Here is a 14,605-nt window from a genome sequence, read left to right as displayed (position 1 = left end):
GCTGAGCCGCATGAACCGCGTGTACCTGGAGCTCGGACCCAAGAAAGTGTTCGCCTGCTCGGCCGACTGGCCCGGCTGGTGCAGGATCGGCAAGTCCGAGGAACTGGCGCTGGACACGTTCATGGACTACGTGCCCCGCTACGCGCTGATCGCCGCCCGCGCGGGGGTCGGCTTCGCGCCGGGAGACCCGGTCGTGGTGGAGCGCGTGCCCGGCAGCCAGATGACCGACTTCGGCGCCCCCTTCGCGGTCCCGGAGCTCGACCGCGAGCCGCTGTCGCCGCAGGCCGCCGAGCGGCAGGTCGCCTTGCTGCGCGCGGCCTGGGAGCTGTTCGACGAGGTCGCCGCTACGGCCCCGGCCGAGCTGCGCAAGGGGCCGCGCGGCGGCGGGCGCGACCGCGACAAGGTCGTCGACCATGTCACGGAGGCGGAGCGCGCCTACGCCCGCAAGCTCGGCGTCCGCCACAAGCCGTACAAGTCGGTCGCCGACCGCGACGTCATGCGGGCCGAGCTCGTGGGGGCGTTCCTGCGCCCGCCCGGGGAGACGGGCTGGCCGGTCCCGTACGCGCTGCGCCGTACCGCCTGGCACGTCATCGACCACCTGTGGGAGATCGAGGACAAGTCGGTCTAGGTGCGGATCAGCCGGGGTAACGACGTGATGTTCTCCGCCAGGTAGGCCGCGACCGGCTCGGGGATCAGGTGGCGCGAGGTGATCTCCACCGGATCCAGCGGGACGCGGACGACCTCGTAGACGCCGCGCGAGGGATCCTCGAACTCCGGACCGTGGCGCAGCGACGGATCCAGCGTGGCCAGGCGGCAGCCGTACACGTGCTGGGTTTTAACCTCGTCCTTCCAGGGGTAGCTGAGCGAGGTCAGCGGGGTCACGCCCGTGACGGTCGCGCCGAGTTCCTCGAGCAGCTCGCGGCGCAAAGTATGCTCCAGCGAGTCGTCACCGGGCTCGACGTGGCCGCCGGGGATCGACCAGTAGATCTCGCGGTCGGGGACGAGGCGTCTGAAGATGATCAGCTGCTCGTCACGATCAAGTAGGACACCTCGGACACTGGGTCGCATAATGTCCGTAGGGTACCCTTACCTACGGTCCCGTAACCACATAGGGAGACGATCTTCATGGCGATGACTCAGACGGAACTGCTGCACGAGCTCGAGCCGGTCGTGGCCGGAGAGCTCGACCGCCATCACAAAGTGGCCAAGGAGTGGTTCCCGCACGAGTACATCCCGTGGAGCGAGGGCCGCGACTTCGACGGCCCCTACGGCGGCAGGGCCTGGGAAGAGGGCGACTCCAAGCTGCCCGAGGCCGCCAGGATCTCACTGATCGTGAACCTGCTGACCGAGGACAACCTGCCCAGCTACCACCACGAGATCGCCACCACCTTCGGCCGCGACGGCGCCTGGGGCACCTGGGTGCACCGCTGGACGGCGGAGGAGAACCGGCACGGCGTGGCCATCCGCGACTACCTCACCGTGACCCGCGCGGTGGACCCCGTCGCCCTCGAGCGCGCCCGCATGGTCCACATGGAGGGCGGCTTCCAGACCGAGTACACCACGATGCTGGGGCAGCTGGCCTACGTCTCCTTCCAGGAGCTGGCCACCCGCATCGCGCACCGCAACACCGGCAAGGCCTCCGGCGAGGAGGGCTGCGAGCGGCTGCTGGCCAGGATCGCCGCCGACGAGAACCTGCACATGCTCTTCTACCGCAACCTGCTGAACGCGGCCTTCGAGCTGGACCCCAATCAGACCATGCGGGCCGTCACCGACGTCGTCACCACCTTCCAGATGCCGGGCTCCACCATCGAGGGCTTCACCCGCAAGGCCATGATCATCGCCAACGAGGGCATCTATGACCTGCGCCTGCACCTGGACGACGTGCTCATGCCGGTGCTGCGGCAGTGGTCGGTGTTCGACAAGACCGGTCTGGACGCCGAGGGCGAGCAGGCCCGCGAGGAGCTGGCCGCGTTCCTGGAGAGGACCGAGACGACGGCCGCCCGTTTCGTCGCTCGAAGGGAAGAGCGCCGCGCCCGCATGGGATGATCGGGACTCATGGGTCTGATCGTCTCTTTCTTCGCACTCCTCACGATCATCGCGCTGGCCGTCGTGGCGCAGCGCCTGCTCGGGGTGCGCTTCGGCGCGGTCAGGACCTTCCTCGCCGCGCTGCTGGCGTTCTCGATCGCCCAGCCGGTGCTGACGCCGATCTTCTCGCTGTTCGGCAAGCCGGATACCGATCAGGCGCCGGGCGTCGGCGCGGTGTGGGTGCTGCTGCTCGGGGTCATGTGCGTCGTGCTGATCCCGATGATCGTCCTGGTGATCGCCGAGGCCCTGATCCCGCCCGGCTCCATCCCGGGGCCCGTGGAGTTCCTCCGGTCGCTGCGCGGCCGGATCTCCCGGGCCAGGCGCTACTCGCAGATCACCAGGATCGCCTTCCGCCACGGCCTCGGCCCCTACCTGCGCGGGCGCGGCGACCGGGTCGACGACCGCTCGGGCAAGGTACGGCTGGCCGTATCCCTGCGTGAGGCGCTGGACGACGGCGGCGTGACCTTCGTCAAGCTCGGCCAGGTGCTGTCCACCCGGCGCGACCTGCTGCCGCAGGAGTTCGTGGAGGAGCTCGGCAAGCTGCAGGACCAGGTGGCGCCCGTGCCGTGGCAGGAGATCGAGGCGGTGCTGCGGCAGGAGCTGGGCGCCGACGCCTTCGCCTCCGTCGACCGCACGCCGCTGGCCGCCGCCTCGATCGCGCAGGTCCACACGGCTCGCCTGCACTCGGGCGAGGAGGTCGTCGTCAAGGTCCAGCGGCCCGGCATCGGCCGGGTCGTGGCCAAGGACCTCGACATCGTGCGCCGCCTGGCGGCCACCCTGGAGTCGCGCACCCGCTGGGGCAGCACGCTGGGCATGCGCGACCTGGCCGAGGGCTTCGCGGTGGCGATCAGGGAGGAGCTGGACTTCCGGGTCGAGGCGGGCAACATGGCCGCCGTCTCCGCCTCGGGCGCGGGCGCCGTCACCTACCCCTCGCCGGTCCCCGCCCTGTGCACCGAGCGCGTGCTCGTGATGACCCGCCTGTCGGGCCGGGCGGTCATCAACGCCACCCGCGAGCAGGGGCCCGGCCTGGCCCGCGACCTGCTCGACTGCCTGCTGCGGCAGATCCTGCTCGAGGGCGTCTTCCACGCCGACCCGCACCCCGGCAACCTGCTGCTGCTCCAGGACGGCACGCTCGGGCTGCTCGACTTCGGCTCGGTCGGGCGCCTGGACGCCTCGGTCCGCTCGGCGCTGCAGCGCTTCCTGCTGGCGATGAACCGCCAGGACCCGCTTGCTGTGACCGACGCCCTGCTCGAGGTCGTGCCCAGGCCCGAGGAGATCGACGAGGCCGCGCTCGAGCGGGCGCTCGGGCAGTTCATGGCCAGGCACCTGGCGCCGGGCACCGACAGCGTGCAGATGTTCACCGACCTGTTCAGGATCGTGTCGGAGTACGGCCTGTCGATCCCGCCCGAGGTCGCGGCCGTCTTCCGGGCGCTGGCCACGCTGGAGGGCACGCTGGTGTCCCTCTCGCCCGGCTTCAACCTGATCGGCGAGGCCCGCGCGTTCGGCGAGCGGGCGCTGACCGAGCAGCTCACCGCCGCCGGCGGGGTCAAGGAGGCGGTGTCGCAGGAGGTGGCGGCGCTGCTGCCGATGCTGCGCCGCCTGCCGCGCCGGGTCGAGCGCATCGCCAGCGCGGCCGAGCACGGCCGCTTCTCCATGAACGTCCGCCTCCTGGCCGACGAGCGGGACCGCGGCTATCTCACCGGCCTGGTGCACCAGGTGCTGCTGACGGTGCTGGGGGCGACGTCCGGCCTGATGGGCGTGCTCCTGCTCAGCATCGAGGGCGGTCCCGTCCTGACCACCGCGGGCACCACCCTCTACCAGCTGATCGGTTACAACCTGCTGGTCATCGCCGCCATTCTGGCGCTACGCGTCCTGGTCGTCGTCTTCCGCCGCCCCAGAACATAGCCCCAGCCCCAGGCCATGCCCGCCCTCAAGGCGGTGCCCCGCCCCAGGGGGTGGTCTTCCCCAGGGGTGGCCTTCCCCAAGGCGTCGCCTTTCTCAGGGCGTCGCCTTTCTCGGGGGTGGTCTTTCTCAGGTGTAGCCGAACGGGGTGCGAGGTTGGTACGGCGCGGCCAGGGCGGCGATCTCCTCCTCCGAGAGGCGCAGGTCGACGGCGGCGACCGCGTCGTCCAGGTGCGACAGCTTGGTGGCGCCGATGATGGGGGCGTTCACCACGGGGCGGGCGAGCAGCCAGGCCAGCGCGACCCGGGCATGCGGCTCGCCCCGCTCGGAGGAGACCTTGTCCAGGGCGCGCAGGATGTCCGCGCCCCCGGGTCCCGCCTCGGCCGGGGACTCGTGCCGGGCGCGGGCCGTGTCGCGCACGCCCGCCAGCCGCCCGCGCGCCAGCGGGCTGTAGGGGAGCACGCCGATGCCCTGGTCGGCGCAGAACGGCACGACCTCCCGCTCCTCCTCCCGGTAGAGCAGGTTGTAACGCGTCTGCATCGCCACGAACCCGATCGGGCCGGTGAACTGCGCCTTCGCGAGCTGCCAGCCGTACATCAGGGACGCGCCGAGATAGCGGACCTTGCCCGCGCGCACGACGTCGTGCAGCGCGGTCATCGTCTCCTCGATCGGCGTGCCGTCGTCCCAGCGGTGCACCTGGTAGAGGTCGATGTGGTCGGTGCCGAGGCGGCGCAGCGAGGCGTCGACGGCGTCCATCACGTGCTTGCGCGACAGGCCCGGTCGTTGGGGCCCGCGCCGGTCGGGTAGTAGAGCTTGGTCGCCAGGACGTAGTCGTCGCGGCGGCGGAACAGCCGGGCCAGCAGGCGTCCCGTGACGCGCTCGCCGGCGCCGTCGGAGTACATGTCGGCGGTGTCGAAGAACGTGACGCCCGACTCGACCGCCTTGCGCACGATCGGTTCAGCGGCCTCCTCGTCCAGGTACCAGGGCTGGGCGGTCGGGTCGCCGTAGCTCATCATGCCCAGCCCGATCCGCGACACCGACAACCCGGAGGAACCTACGCGGGTGTATCGCATGTGATCATCCTTGCAGGGTCAGCGCCGCCGCTTCCCTGGCGCAGCCCCACGACAGGCTGACGCCGTTGCCGCCGTGGCCGTAGTTGTGCACCACGCCGCCCTCGGCCTCCACCCTCACGGCGGGCCGGTCGGGACGCAGGCCCACCCAGACATCGAGCACCTTCGCCTCGCGCAGCCGGGGCTCGACCCGGCCGCAGCGCTCCAGGATGCGCTCGGTCACGCCGGGGTCGGGGGTGGTGTCCCACACGTCGGGCACCGCGATGCCGCCGCACACCACACGGTCGTGGTGCGGCACGTACTGGGTGGTCTCCCGGGCCGCGGCCAGCTCGAGGAACACCTCGTCGAGCCCCGGGTTCGCCACGGCGACCAGCTGCCCGAGCATCGGGCGGACGCTGTCGTCGCCCGCCAGCTCCCTGGCGCCCAGCCCCGCGCAGTTGACCACGACGGGTCCCGCCTCGGACAGCGCGGACGCCCGCCGCATCTCGATCTCCACGCCGGCCTCCGCCAGCCTGCCTGTCAGGTAACGCAGGTAGACGGGCATGTCGATCACCGGCATCGTGGCGCGGAAGCCCGCCGGGTAGCCGTCCGGCAGCTCGCCCGCCGTACAGGACCGCAGGCCGGGGATCATCGTCGCCTGCGGCGGCAACTGGTCGACCGGGGGGAGCTCCCCGACGGTCAGCACCGGCGCCATCCGCACGCCGCTGCCCCGCACCCCCGCCAGCGCGGTGAAGTCGCGCAGCGACTGCTCGGTCCAGGCCGGCGTCTTGTCCACCGGCTGCTGGAACGACGGCCCCCACATCGCGCCGGCCAGCGCCGACGTCGTCTCGAGCGGCGGCCGCTCGGCCCACACCCGCACCTCGGCCCCGGCCTCGGCCAGACAGATCGCCGTCGTCAGCCCACTGACACCCGCCCCGATCACCACCACGCCCGTCATACCGCCCACCTCACCACAGACCACTGACGTTTTCGGGGCGGCGTGTCGATGTGGAAGAAGGACATTCGTGTAGGAGGCATGAACAGGATCGTGGTGATCGAGCACCTGACGCTCGACGGAGTCATGCAGAGCCCGGGACGGCCCGACGAGGACCCGCGCGACGGTTTCCCGCACGGCGGATGGGCGGCCGAGCGCAACGACCCGGCCATGCAGCAGGCCATGGGCCGCCGGATGGGCCGATCATGGTCGCTGCTCGCCGGGCGGCGGACCTACGGGGACTTCGCCGCCTTCTGGCCTGCGCAGCAGAGCAACCCGTTCAGCGAGGCGCTCACCCGCGTCACCAAGTACGTCGCCTCGACCACCCTGGCCGAGCCGCTGCCATGGGCCAACTCCACGCTGCTGCGCGGCGACGTGACCGAGGCGGTCGGCAAGCTCGACGGGACGCTGATCGTGTTCGGGAGCGGCGACCTGGTCCGCACGCTGATGCGGCACGACCTCGTGGACGAATACCTCTTCATGATCCACCCGCTGGTGCTCGGGCAGGGGCGCCGCCTGTTCCCCGACGGTGCTCCGTACACGTCCCTACGCCTGACCGAGTCCTCAACCACGCCCACGGGCGTCACCATCGCCGCCTACGCGCGCCCTTGAGGGATCGCCGGTACGGCGAGTTTGAGCGATTGCCGGTACGGCGAGGCCGCCGCAACCAGCCGCCCGCCGTACTCCGGCCGAGGACCCGCGCCCGGCGCTCCCGGCGAGTCGATGCCCCTTTCTCGCCGTCACGGCGCTTCGCACCCCAGGCACCCCGGCCCCCACGGCCCGCCGTACAGGACGCCGGACGCCCGCCGCCCTCCTCGCCGTCCTTCGGCGTGGGGGCGGGCTCCCGCATCGCAACACCGGTCGTCTTGGCCCGCCGTACGGGGCGCCGGACGACCGTCGTACGGCTCTTCGCCGACCCCGGCGCGGGAGGTGGTTCCCGTGCCGTGACAGTGATCCTCCTGGCCCGCCGTACGGGGGGCCGGACGACCGCCGCACGTCTCTTCGCCGTCCCCGGCGCGGGTAGCGTCCGTGCCGGGGTTGGCGTCGTCCTGGGTCGCCGTACGGGGCGCGAGACGACCGCCGCATGTGTCCTCGCCGTCCCCCGGCGCGGGAAGTGGTCTCCCGTGCCGTGGTCTTGGTTGTCCTGGTCCGCCGTACGGGCGCTGGATGTTTGCCTTGCGCCTTGTTCGCCGACCCGGGGCGGATGCCGTCTCGCTGGCTCTAGGACGAGGGGCTGAGGTGGGTGAGGGCTGTGGAGAGGGGGAGGTGGAGGGTGGCGTGGATGTTGTGGCCGTGGATGGATTCGTGGCTTTCTGCTGAGATGTTGAGTTCGATGTCGTCGGCGGGGGAGTTCGACAGGGCGCGGGCCAGGGTGAGGGTGGTCGTGCGGACTACGTCCTCGACGAACTGGGGGCGTAGGTGGGAGCGCCTGACCAGTTCGTATTCGTCGGGGCGCTTCAGTAGTTCCTGCGTCAGCGCTGTGGCTTCGGACAGCGTTCGGTAGAGGAGGGCGTAGTCGGGTAGCTGCTCCGGGGCGGGGGCGCGGACGGCCAGCCGTACCTTGCCCTTCTGGCTGTGGGTGGCGATCGGGATGCGGCCGAGCAGTGCGCGGCCGTCGTCGGGGGAGAGGCCCAGTTCGGTGACGAGTTCGGTGAGGGCGTAGCCCTGCATGCAGGGGCAGGCGGTGATGTTGGTCGCCGACAGGGCCAGCTCGACGTACGGGTTCGGGCCCGCGACGGCCAGCGCCGAGACGTCGGCCGTGTCGGGGGAGAGCTGGCCGGTGACCGGCGTGCGCGTGGACAGCGGGACCGTGGCCGCGAGCGTGACGCGGGCCGAGTCCTGCGCCTGGCCGTCGCGCACCTCGCGGGCGATGGCCAGCGCGGCGGCGGGCAGCGACAGGCCGGTCGGCGCCCCGGCGATGGCGCGCTCGATGCGGGACATGTGGATGCCCCGCTGGTCGGAACCCAGGCTGACCTCGGCGTTCACGTCACAGAGCAGGTCGAACGGGCCGCCGAACAGGTCGTCGGCCGCGTTGATCCTGGCGCGCTGGCCGTGCACGCCCACCCGGTCGAGCGCGATGCCGACGGCGGGCTGCTGGGCGGGCACGTCGTAGAAGTCGTCGGTATAGGGCTGGGTGGTAACGGTCATGGTCGGAGGTCCTCCTCGATCGGCCAGGCACGGCCGTTGGGGCTGCGGTAGCGGAGAAAGATCTCCTGGTCGGCGACGTTCGCCTCGACCAGGGTGTAGCGGTGGGGCGCGAGGCCGGACGCGGCCGCGGGGGTGGCGTCGCCGCCGAGCAGCCACGGGGTGACGGTGTAGAAGAGCTCGTCCACCAGGTTCTGGCGGGCGAGCGAGGCGAACAGGCGCCCGCCGCCCTCGCACAGCACTCGGCGGAAACCGAGGCGCTCGATCACGCCTGCCAGGTCCTGGGTGTCGTCCACCTCGAGCACCTCGATGCCGGGCGGGACCTCGGCCTTCTTCGGCAATACCAGGATTTTTCGGGATTTGGTGGACCAGAACGGATTCTCCCAGTCGAAGTCCGCCCGCGTGGCCACGACGGCGATCGGGGGCACCTCCGCCCGTAGTCCCGGATACGTGAAACGGATCTCCCTGCGGTCGGCGCGGGCGGTCCCCGCGCCGTAGAGCAGCAGGTCGGCCTGGGAGCGCAGCCGCTCGAGGACCAGGCGGTCACGGCGGCTGCCCAGCACCTGCTGGTCGGGATGCCAGATGCGGCCGTCTAATGAGCCCGCCAGGCACACGGCCACCCTGGGTCGTTCCTCGTCATCGGTCGCCACTTCGGCACCTTTCTCTCGGGCTTTCAATACAACACAGTTGTGGATTGTATTGCGGTGCCACGAGTGCCCGGCGGTCCCGGGGGGTGGTTTCGGTGACGGCGTAACGGCGGGACGCGTCATCACCGGAGTGGCGTGAAGGACAGGCGCCCGCGCACGGCGGCGGGGGGTGGGCGGGGGTGGCGGCAGCCGTACGGCATGGCCACTACGGAGGCGGTGCGGCGGTGGCCGTACGGCATGGCCTTTGTGGGACAGCCGTGGTCGTACTACGTGGCCACTACGGAGGCGGCGGGATAGGCGCGGCGGCGGCCGTACGGCATGGCCTTTGTGGGACAGGCGCGGCGTTAGCCGTACGGCGTGGCCTTTGCGGAGGGGCGCGCCTTCAGTGGCGTCTACGGGGAGCGGCGGAGGCGTTTGAGGTCGGAGCGCTGCTTCTTGGTGGCGATGCGGCGTTCGACCGAGCCGCGCGTGGGCTTGGTGGCGCGGCGGTGCTTGGGCGGCGGGACGATGGCCTCGCGCAGGCGCTGGGCCAGGCGCTGCAGGGCGGCCTCGCGGTTGCGCAGCTGCGAACGGTACTCCGAGGCGGCGATCGTGATCGTGGGGCCTGGCAGGCGCGACAGCGCGCGGGCCTTGAGTTCGTCGGGCAGCGCGGTCGTGGCCGCCACGTCGAAGGTGAGCTCGACCCGGCTGTCGGTGGTGTTGACCCCCTGGCCGCCGGGGCCCGACGAACGCGAGAAACGCCAGATGAGCTCGGCGTCGGGGATGACGACCGAGTCGTTGACGATCAGCGGGCCGGGCATGGCATGAACTCCTTTGTGGTGGGTTTTCACCGTATCTGAGGGACATATGCCGACGGCAACGGGATTTTCAACATCCGTTGCCGCTGCGACTATGGAGGCAACACCCTGGGGGAGAGGCGGATTCCATGCAGGTCAGTCCGGGGCAGATCGGGTTGACCGCGGGGCTGGCGATCCTGTCGGCGGTGGCGTTCCTGTTGCTGCGGTGCCAGGCGCGCGGGCGGCCTTTCGGCCCCCAGGCGCGCTGGCTGGCCTTATCGGTGGTCCTGCTGACGGGGTGCGCGTCGGCCGCCGTGGCGCTGGCCAGCGGGTTCCTGCTCAACCAGTACCTGTCCACGGCCCTGGGGGCGATCGCGCCCAGCGGACTCTGGCTGAGCCAGGTACGGGAGCGCGAGGAGGACCGGCGGTCGCTGGCCAGGGAGGCGGCCACGTTCTGGCTGGTGACGCTGCTGGCCCGGCTGGACCAGGCGATGGCCGAGGACCAGCTGGTGTGGTGCGAGCGGCGGGTCGACGACTCCTGGAGCGTCTACGAACTCAGCCTCGCCGCCTTCCGCTACCACGAGCGGATCAGGGAGCGCCTCACGCCCGAGGAACGCCGCCGTGCCCGCATCCACGCCCGGCTCGACGCCATCGAACGCCGCCTCGACGTCGCCGCCCTCATCGAGGACGGCGCACCCAGATCCAAGGTCGTCACGGCCCTGCGCGGCTCCCGCCACACCAAGACGCCCCGCTACGAGCGCTACCTCAACGACCTGACACGCATGCACGGCATCCTCCGCCACGACGCGGAGAACGAACTCCTCCGCCTGCTCGCGATCGCCTTCCGCGCCGGCTACCGCTCCCTGCCCGTCTTCGCGCCCCCAGCCCGCGCCACCCTCACCACCGACCGCCCCCACCCGTAGCCACTGCCTTGCGTCTCTCTTGCGCCGCGATCTGTAGGGCTTTTGTGTCGGGGCCTTCTGTACGGCCTTGTCTCGAGGTCTCCTGTACGGCGAGCCGCCGCCCATAGCCCTGTCCTGTGTCGCGGGATCTTCTTCCGTACGGCGAGCTTCGTGCGCCCACGCAGGCCTTGCGCTGTTACGGCAAGCCGCCCCACCGGCCGCCCGCCGCACTTCGGCTGAGGGCCCGCGCCCGGCGCTTCCGGCGAGTCGGGCCACCTCACCCACCGCAACGACGCCCGAAGCCCAGGCACCACGGTCCCCAGCCCAACCACGGCACGCCCCGGCCGGCCACGACACCACGATCACCCAACGCACCACGGGACCCGTCTCGGGACGCGGTGAGCTCGGGGAGTAGAGAGCCCGCGGGTCGCCTTGCAGGCGCCGGGGCGGTGAGGTGGTGTGCAAGTGGGGTTCGGCGCCATGGACGGTGGGGCCGGTGGAGCCACGGTGCCCGGTGAAGGAAGCGTCGTGGCGGCGGGTGACTGTCACCGACTCGCCGGAAGCGCCGGTCGCGGGTCCTCAGCCGAAGTGCGGCGGGCGGCCGGTGGGGCGGCTTGCCGTAACAGCGCAAGGCCTGCGTGGGCGCACGAAGCTCGCCGTAGCAGGGAAAGGCCTGTGTGGGCGCACGAAGCTCGCCGTAGCAGGGAAAGGCCTTTGGGTGTGAGGAAGGGGGCTTGGCGTGCGGTGGGCGAAGCTAGGTCAGGTCTGGGGGCTCGAGGTCGGTGAGGGTGAGGTCGAGGCGGGCGCCGAGGGCGTCGATGACGGCGCTGAGTGTCTTGAGGGTGAGGTTTTCGTCGCCCGAGAGGATTTGGCTGACCCGGCCCGGAGACACGTGCATGGACGCCGCCAGATCCGCGCGTGTGATCTTGTGCTCCCGCATGTACCAGGTGATCTCGTCGACCACTTCCGCGGTGAGGCCTCCTGGCCTGCCCGTGTCGACGTCCGGGGTGTTGCGACGGAAGGCCATAGCGGGCTCGCTCTCGCCGGTCAGCTCTCGATGCCTTGACTTTAGCTCTATCTAAACCTTTAGGCAAGCCTAAAGCCCCGCAGGCGGGTTGACGTCCGGATGCAAGTGGCGTATGTCACTATCGCGTGAAATTACGGATCAAGGTGGGGAGGCCGTAATGGCGGGCATCGTCGGCGTGCATGGGATCGGCAAGTACAAGTACTTCATGGAGGCGGGCCAGTCGGTCGGCGGCGCGGCCGAGGCGATGCGCCAGAAATGGGACCGCTACCTGCACGTCTCCCAGGGCGGCGAGACCGAGGACTACTTCAGCGAGGTCGCCTACTACGCCCACGTCCTGCACGACGGGCCCGCCGGCGGGCACCCACTGGGGTTCGCGGCCATGGACGCGCCCACCCACCAGGTCCTCATCGACTGGGCCAAGCACCTGGGGCTCGGCGAGGATCTGACGCGGTCGCTCAAGGCGTTCACCGGCTGGCTGCTGGCCAAGCTCGACAGCAGGTCGGCCTCGTTCGCCAAGCTGTTCGCGCCCGAGGTGGCCGCCTACCTGACCAACCCGGCCAAGCGCGAGAAGGCCCAGGCGATCGTGGCCGACGTGATCCGGCGGAACCAGCCCAAGGTCCTCATCGCGCACTCACTCGGCAGCGTCGTCACCTACGAGACCCTGTGGGCGAACCCGGATCTCCAGGTCGACCTCCTCATCACCCTCGGCAGCCCGCTCGGCATGCGCAACGTCGTCTTCGAACGCCTCCTGCCGGCGCCCATCAACGGCCGCGGGGAGCGTCCCAAGGGCGTGGGCCGCTGGGTCAACATCGCCGACAAGGACGACATCGCCGCCATCCCCCCGGACCTACGGGACAGCTTCGACGGCATCGACGTCGAGGAACTCGTCAACCTCGACTGGATCGACTTCCACACCGCCGAGAAGTACCTCGGCTGCCCCGCCCTCACCCCCTACCTCCAGCCCTTCCTCGCCTAGCCCTCCGATCCGGGGTGCGGGTTCTCGGCCGGGGTGTGGGTGGTGGTGAGGGCTGGTCGTTGCTCATGAGGGGAGGTCTCTGAGGGTTGTGCGGAGGTCTTGGGCGCGGGTCAGGTCGTCGGTCAGGGATTGGCGGGTGGGAGTGTCCAGGGGGATCTGGGTGGCTTCGTTGAGGAGGTGGGTGGCGAGGGTGGGGTCGGCGAGGTGCATGGCCATGGCGGCGCGGAGGATGAGGGCGCGGACCCGGTCCGCCGCCGGGAGGGCGTCGCCGGTGAGGAGGCGGTCGAGGATGCGGGCCGCCGCCGGGTAGTCCTCCTTGGAGTCGCCCAGGAGCGAGGCGAGCCTGAGCGCCCGCGCCACGGGATCCGTGGGCGGCGGCGCGGACGGGATCGGCTGGCCGACCCGGATGCTGTTGCCGCCGGGGTCGGCCATGATGAACTGCCGGACGTCGTAAGCGGTGTTCTTGAGCGGGCCGATCCGGGGGATCCCGCGCGTCGGCACCCGGCCGAGCGCCTGCTTGAGCCCCTCGCGGAAGCGCCGGTAGAGGTCGTCGACGTCGGTGGTCATGATGTAGCACGCGCCGTAGGAGGCCGCGGGGTCGAAGCCCTTGATCGGGAAGAAGTGCAGCTCGATCTCCCCGAGCGCGACGACGGCGTAGCCGTAGGGACGCTCCTGCAGGTAGGTGAGTGAGAAGCCGAGCGCCTCGTAGAAGTCGACGATCTCGCGGATCGAGGGGCACGGCAGCATCGCGGACAACTTCTCAGCCATGCCCCGAGCCTACTAGTCAAACTTGACTACCGATACGGTGAAGGGCATGTCGGCGATCCGGCTCCTGGTCCTCGGCGCGGTGCGCCGGCACGGCCGGACCCATGGCTACCAGGTGCGGAGCGACCTGGAGTCGTGGGGCGCGCACGAGTGGTCCAACGCCAAACCCGGCTCGATCTACCACGCGCTCAAGCAACTGGCCAAGCAGGGACTCCTGCTGGCCCACGACACGGCGCCCTCGACGACCGGCCCGCCGCGCACCGAGTACGAGCTGACCGGCAAGGGGGAGGAGGAGTACTTCGCCCTGCTCCGCACGGCGCTGTCCACCTTCGACACCCAGCTGGACGTGCTGTCGGCGGCGCTCGGCTTCATCGTCGACCTGTCACGTGACGAGGTACTCGACCTGCTGCGACGCCGCGTGCAGGGACTGGAGGCCTGGCACGCCGCCGTCGCCCGCTACTACCAGGGGCCCGAGCCCGCCGACCACATCGATGAGATCATGAACCTCTGGGTCCACTCGGCCGACGCGGGTGCCGACTGGACCCGGGGCCTCATCCGGCGGATCGAGGCCGGAGCCTACAGATTCGAAGGGGAGCCTGCATGAGGTGGACCGTGTTCGACTACGGCGGCGTCCTGTCGCTGCCGCAGCCGGAGTCCGACGCAGACGCGATGGCCGAAGCAGTCGGCGCCGACCCGGAGACGTTCAAGCGCGGCTACTGGGACCACCGCCTCGACTTCGACCGCGCCACGCTGACGCCCGAGACGTACTGGAGCGCCGTGCTCGGCCGGCCCGCGACGGCGGCCGAGGTGGCCAGGCTCGTCGAGCTGGACGTCGCCAGCTGGTCGCACCCCGACGAGGGCACGGTCGCGATCCTCGACGCGCTGCTCACCGGGGGCTCGGGCGTGGCCCTGCTGTCCAACGCCCCCGCCTGCATCGCCGACGGCCTCGACCGCCTGCCCTGGATCGCCGCCATCGGCCACCGCTTCTACAGCGCCCGCATGGGCCTGGTGAAGCCCGACCCCGAGATCTACGCCGCCCTGGCCGAGGGCCTCGGCGCCGCCCCCGCCGACATCGTCTTCATCGACGACCGCAAGGACAACGTCGAGGGCGCCGAGCGCGCCGGCCTCACCGCCCACCACTTCACCGACGCGCCCTCCCTCCGCGCGGCGCTTTCTCTTTAGGCCTCCTTTTTAGGCGCTTGTACGGCGGGCCGCTCCACCGGCCGCCCGCCGTACTCCGGCTGAGGGCCCGCGACCGGCGCTACTGGCGAGTCGGGGATGCTCACCCGCCGCTACGGCGCCCGATAGGCGTGGCACGGTGGCCAGGGGAGGGCGTG

Annotated in this window: 17 protein-coding genes; 8 read left to right on the top strand and 9 right to left on the bottom strand. The window is 70.9% G+C overall.

Annotation, left to right across the window (positions count from 1 at the left end; all coding sequences use genetic code 11):
• The first annotated feature begins 10 nt into the window (after positions 1-10).
• On the top strand, positions 11-628 hold the full coding sequence (locus KIK09_RS04430) for a hypothetical protein (protein ID WP_250572512.1): 618 nt from the start codon (positions 11-13) through the stop codon (positions 626-628).
• Here KIK09_RS04430 and KIK09_RS04425 read toward each other — a convergent pair.
• Complete coding sequence (locus tag KIK09_RS04425; RefSeq protein ID WP_214317318.1) at positions 625-1,068, bottom strand: NUDIX domain-containing protein; 444 nt, start codon at positions 1,066-1,068, stop codon at positions 625-627. The two genes, KIK09_RS04430 and KIK09_RS04425, sit on opposite strands and share 4 nt — an antisense overlap.
• A gap of 63 nt (positions 1,069-1,131) precedes the next feature.
• On the opposite strand from KIK09_RS04425, the gene KIK09_RS04420 reads away from it, so the two are divergent.
• Positions 1,132-2,046, top strand: coding sequence for an acyl-ACP desaturase (locus KIK09_RS04420; protein ID WP_308163911.1), 915 nt, complete (start codon positions 1,132-1,134; stop codon positions 2,044-2,046).
• Between the two features lie 9 nt (positions 2,047-2,055).
• A complete protein-coding gene (locus KIK09_RS04415) occupies positions 2,056-3,990 on the top strand; it encodes an ABC1 kinase family protein (RefSeq protein WP_214317316.1) in 1,935 nt (644 codons plus the stop codon).
• 126 nt (positions 3,991-4,116) lie between these two features.
• On the opposite strand, the gene KIK09_RS04410 is transcribed toward KIK09_RS04415, so the two are convergent.
• From KIK09_RS04410 to KIK09_RS04405, 3 genes are read right to left on the bottom strand one after another with little or no spacing between them, the layout of a single operon-like run.
• Positions 4,117-4,743 (bottom strand): aldo/keto reductase, encoded by a 627-nt coding sequence (locus tag KIK09_RS04410; RefSeq protein WP_250572511.1) that lies wholly within the window; start codon positions 4,741-4,743, stop codon positions 4,117-4,119.
• Positions 4,743-5,060, bottom strand: coding sequence for an aldo/keto reductase (locus tag KIK09_RS61000; RefSeq protein ID WP_250572510.1), 318 nt, complete (start codon positions 5,058-5,060; stop codon positions 4,743-4,745). The genes KIK09_RS04410 and KIK09_RS61000 overlap by 1 nt, the downstream gene beginning before the upstream one ends.
• A gap of 4 nt (positions 5,061-5,064) precedes the next feature.
• Positions 5,065-5,994 carry an FAD-dependent oxidoreductase gene (locus KIK09_RS04405; RefSeq protein ID WP_214317315.1) on the bottom strand — a complete coding sequence of 310 codons (930 nt, stop codon included), beginning with the start codon at positions 5,992-5,994 and terminating at the stop codon, positions 5,065-5,067.
• A gap of 78 nt (positions 5,995-6,072) precedes the next feature.
• Here KIK09_RS04405 and KIK09_RS04400 point away from each other — a divergent pair, with 78 nt between their 5' ends.
• Entirely contained in the window at positions 6,073-6,642 is a 570-nt protein-coding gene (locus KIK09_RS04400) for a dihydrofolate reductase family protein (RefSeq protein ID WP_214317314.1), read from the top strand.
• Between the two features lie 609 nt (positions 6,643-7,251).
• Here KIK09_RS04400 and KIK09_RS04395 read toward each other — a convergent pair.
• The 3 genes from KIK09_RS04395 to arfB form a co-directional block, all read right to left on the bottom strand.
• Positions 7,252-8,178, bottom strand: a complete 927-nt coding sequence (locus KIK09_RS04395; protein ID WP_214317313.1) for a GTP cyclohydrolase, FolE2/MptA family — start codon at positions 8,176-8,178, stop codon at positions 7,252-7,254.
• Positions 8,175-8,825, bottom strand: coding sequence for a RibD family protein (locus KIK09_RS04390; protein WP_214317312.1), 651 nt, complete (start codon positions 8,823-8,825; stop codon positions 8,175-8,177). The genes KIK09_RS04395 and KIK09_RS04390 overlap by 4 nt, the downstream gene beginning before the upstream one ends.
• A 389-nt stretch (positions 8,826-9,214) precedes the next feature.
• Entirely contained in the window at positions 9,215-9,622 is a 408-nt protein-coding gene (gene arfB / locus KIK09_RS04385; protein ID WP_214317311.1) for an alternative ribosome rescue aminoacyl-tRNA hydrolase ArfB, read from the bottom strand.
• A 125-nt stretch (positions 9,623-9,747) separates the two neighbouring features.
• On the opposite strand from arfB, the gene KIK09_RS04380 reads away from it, so the two are divergent.
• Positions 9,748-10,521 carry a hypothetical protein gene (locus KIK09_RS04380; RefSeq protein ID WP_214317310.1) on the top strand — a complete coding sequence of 258 codons (774 nt, stop codon included), beginning with the start codon at positions 9,748-9,750 and terminating at the stop codon, positions 10,519-10,521.
• A gap of 733 nt (positions 10,522-11,254) precedes the next feature.
• Here the strand turns inward: KIK09_RS04380 and KIK09_RS04375 are convergent.
• Entirely contained in the window at positions 11,255-11,527 is a 273-nt protein-coding gene (locus tag KIK09_RS04375) for a helix-turn-helix domain-containing protein (RefSeq protein ID WP_214317309.1), read from the bottom strand.
• A gap of 157 nt (positions 11,528-11,684) precedes the next feature.
• Between KIK09_RS04375 and KIK09_RS04370 the strand changes: the two genes are divergently transcribed.
• Positions 11,685-12,503: a hypothetical protein gene (locus tag KIK09_RS04370; RefSeq protein WP_214317308.1), complete on the top strand. Its 819-nt coding sequence runs from the start codon at positions 11,685-11,687 to the stop codon at positions 12,501-12,503.
• Positions 12,504-12,566: 63 nt separating this feature from the next.
• On the opposite strand, the gene KIK09_RS04365 is transcribed toward KIK09_RS04370, so the two are convergent.
• Positions 12,567-13,271 carry a bleomycin resistance protein gene (locus KIK09_RS04365; protein WP_214317307.1) on the bottom strand — a complete coding sequence of 235 codons (705 nt, stop codon included), beginning with the start codon at positions 13,269-13,271 and terminating at the stop codon, positions 12,567-12,569.
• A 46-nt stretch (positions 13,272-13,317) separates the two neighbouring features.
• Between KIK09_RS04365 and KIK09_RS04360 the strand changes: the two genes are divergently transcribed.
• Both KIK09_RS04360 and KIK09_RS04355 read left to right on the top strand, forming a co-directional pair.
• On the top strand, positions 13,318-13,872 hold the full coding sequence (locus KIK09_RS04360; RefSeq protein WP_214317306.1) for a PadR family transcriptional regulator: 555 nt from the start codon (positions 13,318-13,320) through the stop codon (positions 13,870-13,872).
• Positions 13,869-14,450 (top strand): HAD family hydrolase, encoded by a 582-nt coding sequence (locus KIK09_RS04355; RefSeq protein WP_214317305.1) that lies wholly within the window; start codon positions 13,869-13,871, stop codon positions 14,448-14,450. The genes KIK09_RS04360 and KIK09_RS04355 overlap by 4 nt, the downstream gene beginning before the upstream one ends.
• The last annotated feature ends 155 nt before the right edge of the window (positions 14,451-14,605 follow it).

The sequence above is a fragment of the Nonomuraea sediminis genome (assembly GCF_018531495.1).
Taxonomy (GTDB): domain Bacteria; phylum Actinomycetota; class Actinomycetes; order Streptosporangiales; family Streptosporangiaceae; genus Nonomuraea; species Nonomuraea sediminis.
The sequence above is the reverse complement of the archived record's forward strand: the minus strand, read 5'-3'. Positions and strand labels throughout refer to the sequence as shown.

Coding starts and splice junctions, on each gene's coding strand:
- KIK09_RS04365 (WP_214317307.1), bottom strand. CDS start 13,271: ATGGCTGAGAAGTTGTCCGCGATGCTGCCGTGCCCCTCGATCCGCGAG.
- KIK09_RS04395 (WP_214317313.1), bottom strand. CDS start 8,178: ATGACCGTTACCACCCAGCCCTATACCGACGACTTCTACGACGTGCCC.
- KIK09_RS04370 (WP_214317308.1), top strand. CDS start 11,685: ATGGCGGGCATCGTCGGCGTGCATGGGATCGGCAAGTACAAGTACTTC.
- KIK09_RS04410 (WP_250572511.1), bottom strand. CDS start 4,743: ATGGACGCCGTCGACGCCTCGCTGCGCCGCCTCGGCACCGACCACATC.
- KIK09_RS04375 (WP_214317309.1), bottom strand. CDS start 11,527: ATGGCCTTCCGTCGCAACACCCCGGACGTCGACACGGGCAGGCCAGGA.
- KIK09_RS04415 (WP_214317316.1), top strand. CDS start 2,056: ATGGGTCTGATCGTCTCTTTCTTCGCACTCCTCACGATCATCGCGCTG.
- KIK09_RS04430 (WP_250572512.1), top strand. CDS start 11: ATGAACCGCGTGTACCTGGAGCTCGGACCCAAGAAAGTGTTCGCCTGC.
- KIK09_RS04360 (WP_214317306.1), top strand. CDS start 13,318: ATGTCGGCGATCCGGCTCCTGGTCCTCGGCGCGGTGCGCCGGCACGGC.
- KIK09_RS04380 (WP_214317310.1), top strand. CDS start 9,748: ATGCAGGTCAGTCCGGGGCAGATCGGGTTGACCGCGGGGCTGGCGATC.
- KIK09_RS04425 (WP_214317318.1), bottom strand. CDS start 1,068: ATGCGACCCAGTGTCCGAGGTGTCCTACTTGATCGTGACGAGCAGCTG.
- KIK09_RS04405 (WP_214317315.1), bottom strand. CDS start 5,994: ATGACGGGCGTGGTGGTGATCGGGGCGGGTGTCAGTGGGCTGACGACG.
- arfB (WP_214317311.1), bottom strand. CDS start 9,622: ATGCCCGGCCCGCTGATCGTCAACGACTCGGTCGTCATCCCCGACGCC.
- KIK09_RS04420 (WP_308163911.1), top strand. CDS start 1,132: ATGACTCAGACGGAACTGCTGCACGAGCTCGAGCCGGTCGTGGCCGGA.
- KIK09_RS04400 (WP_214317314.1), top strand. CDS start 6,073: ATGAACAGGATCGTGGTGATCGAGCACCTGACGCTCGACGGAGTCATG.
- KIK09_RS61000 (WP_250572510.1), bottom strand. CDS start 5,060: ATGCGATACACCCGCGTAGGTTCCTCCGGGTTGTCGGTGTCGCGGATC.
- KIK09_RS04355 (WP_214317305.1), top strand. CDS start 13,869: ATGAGGTGGACCGTGTTCGACTACGGCGGCGTCCTGTCGCTGCCGCAG.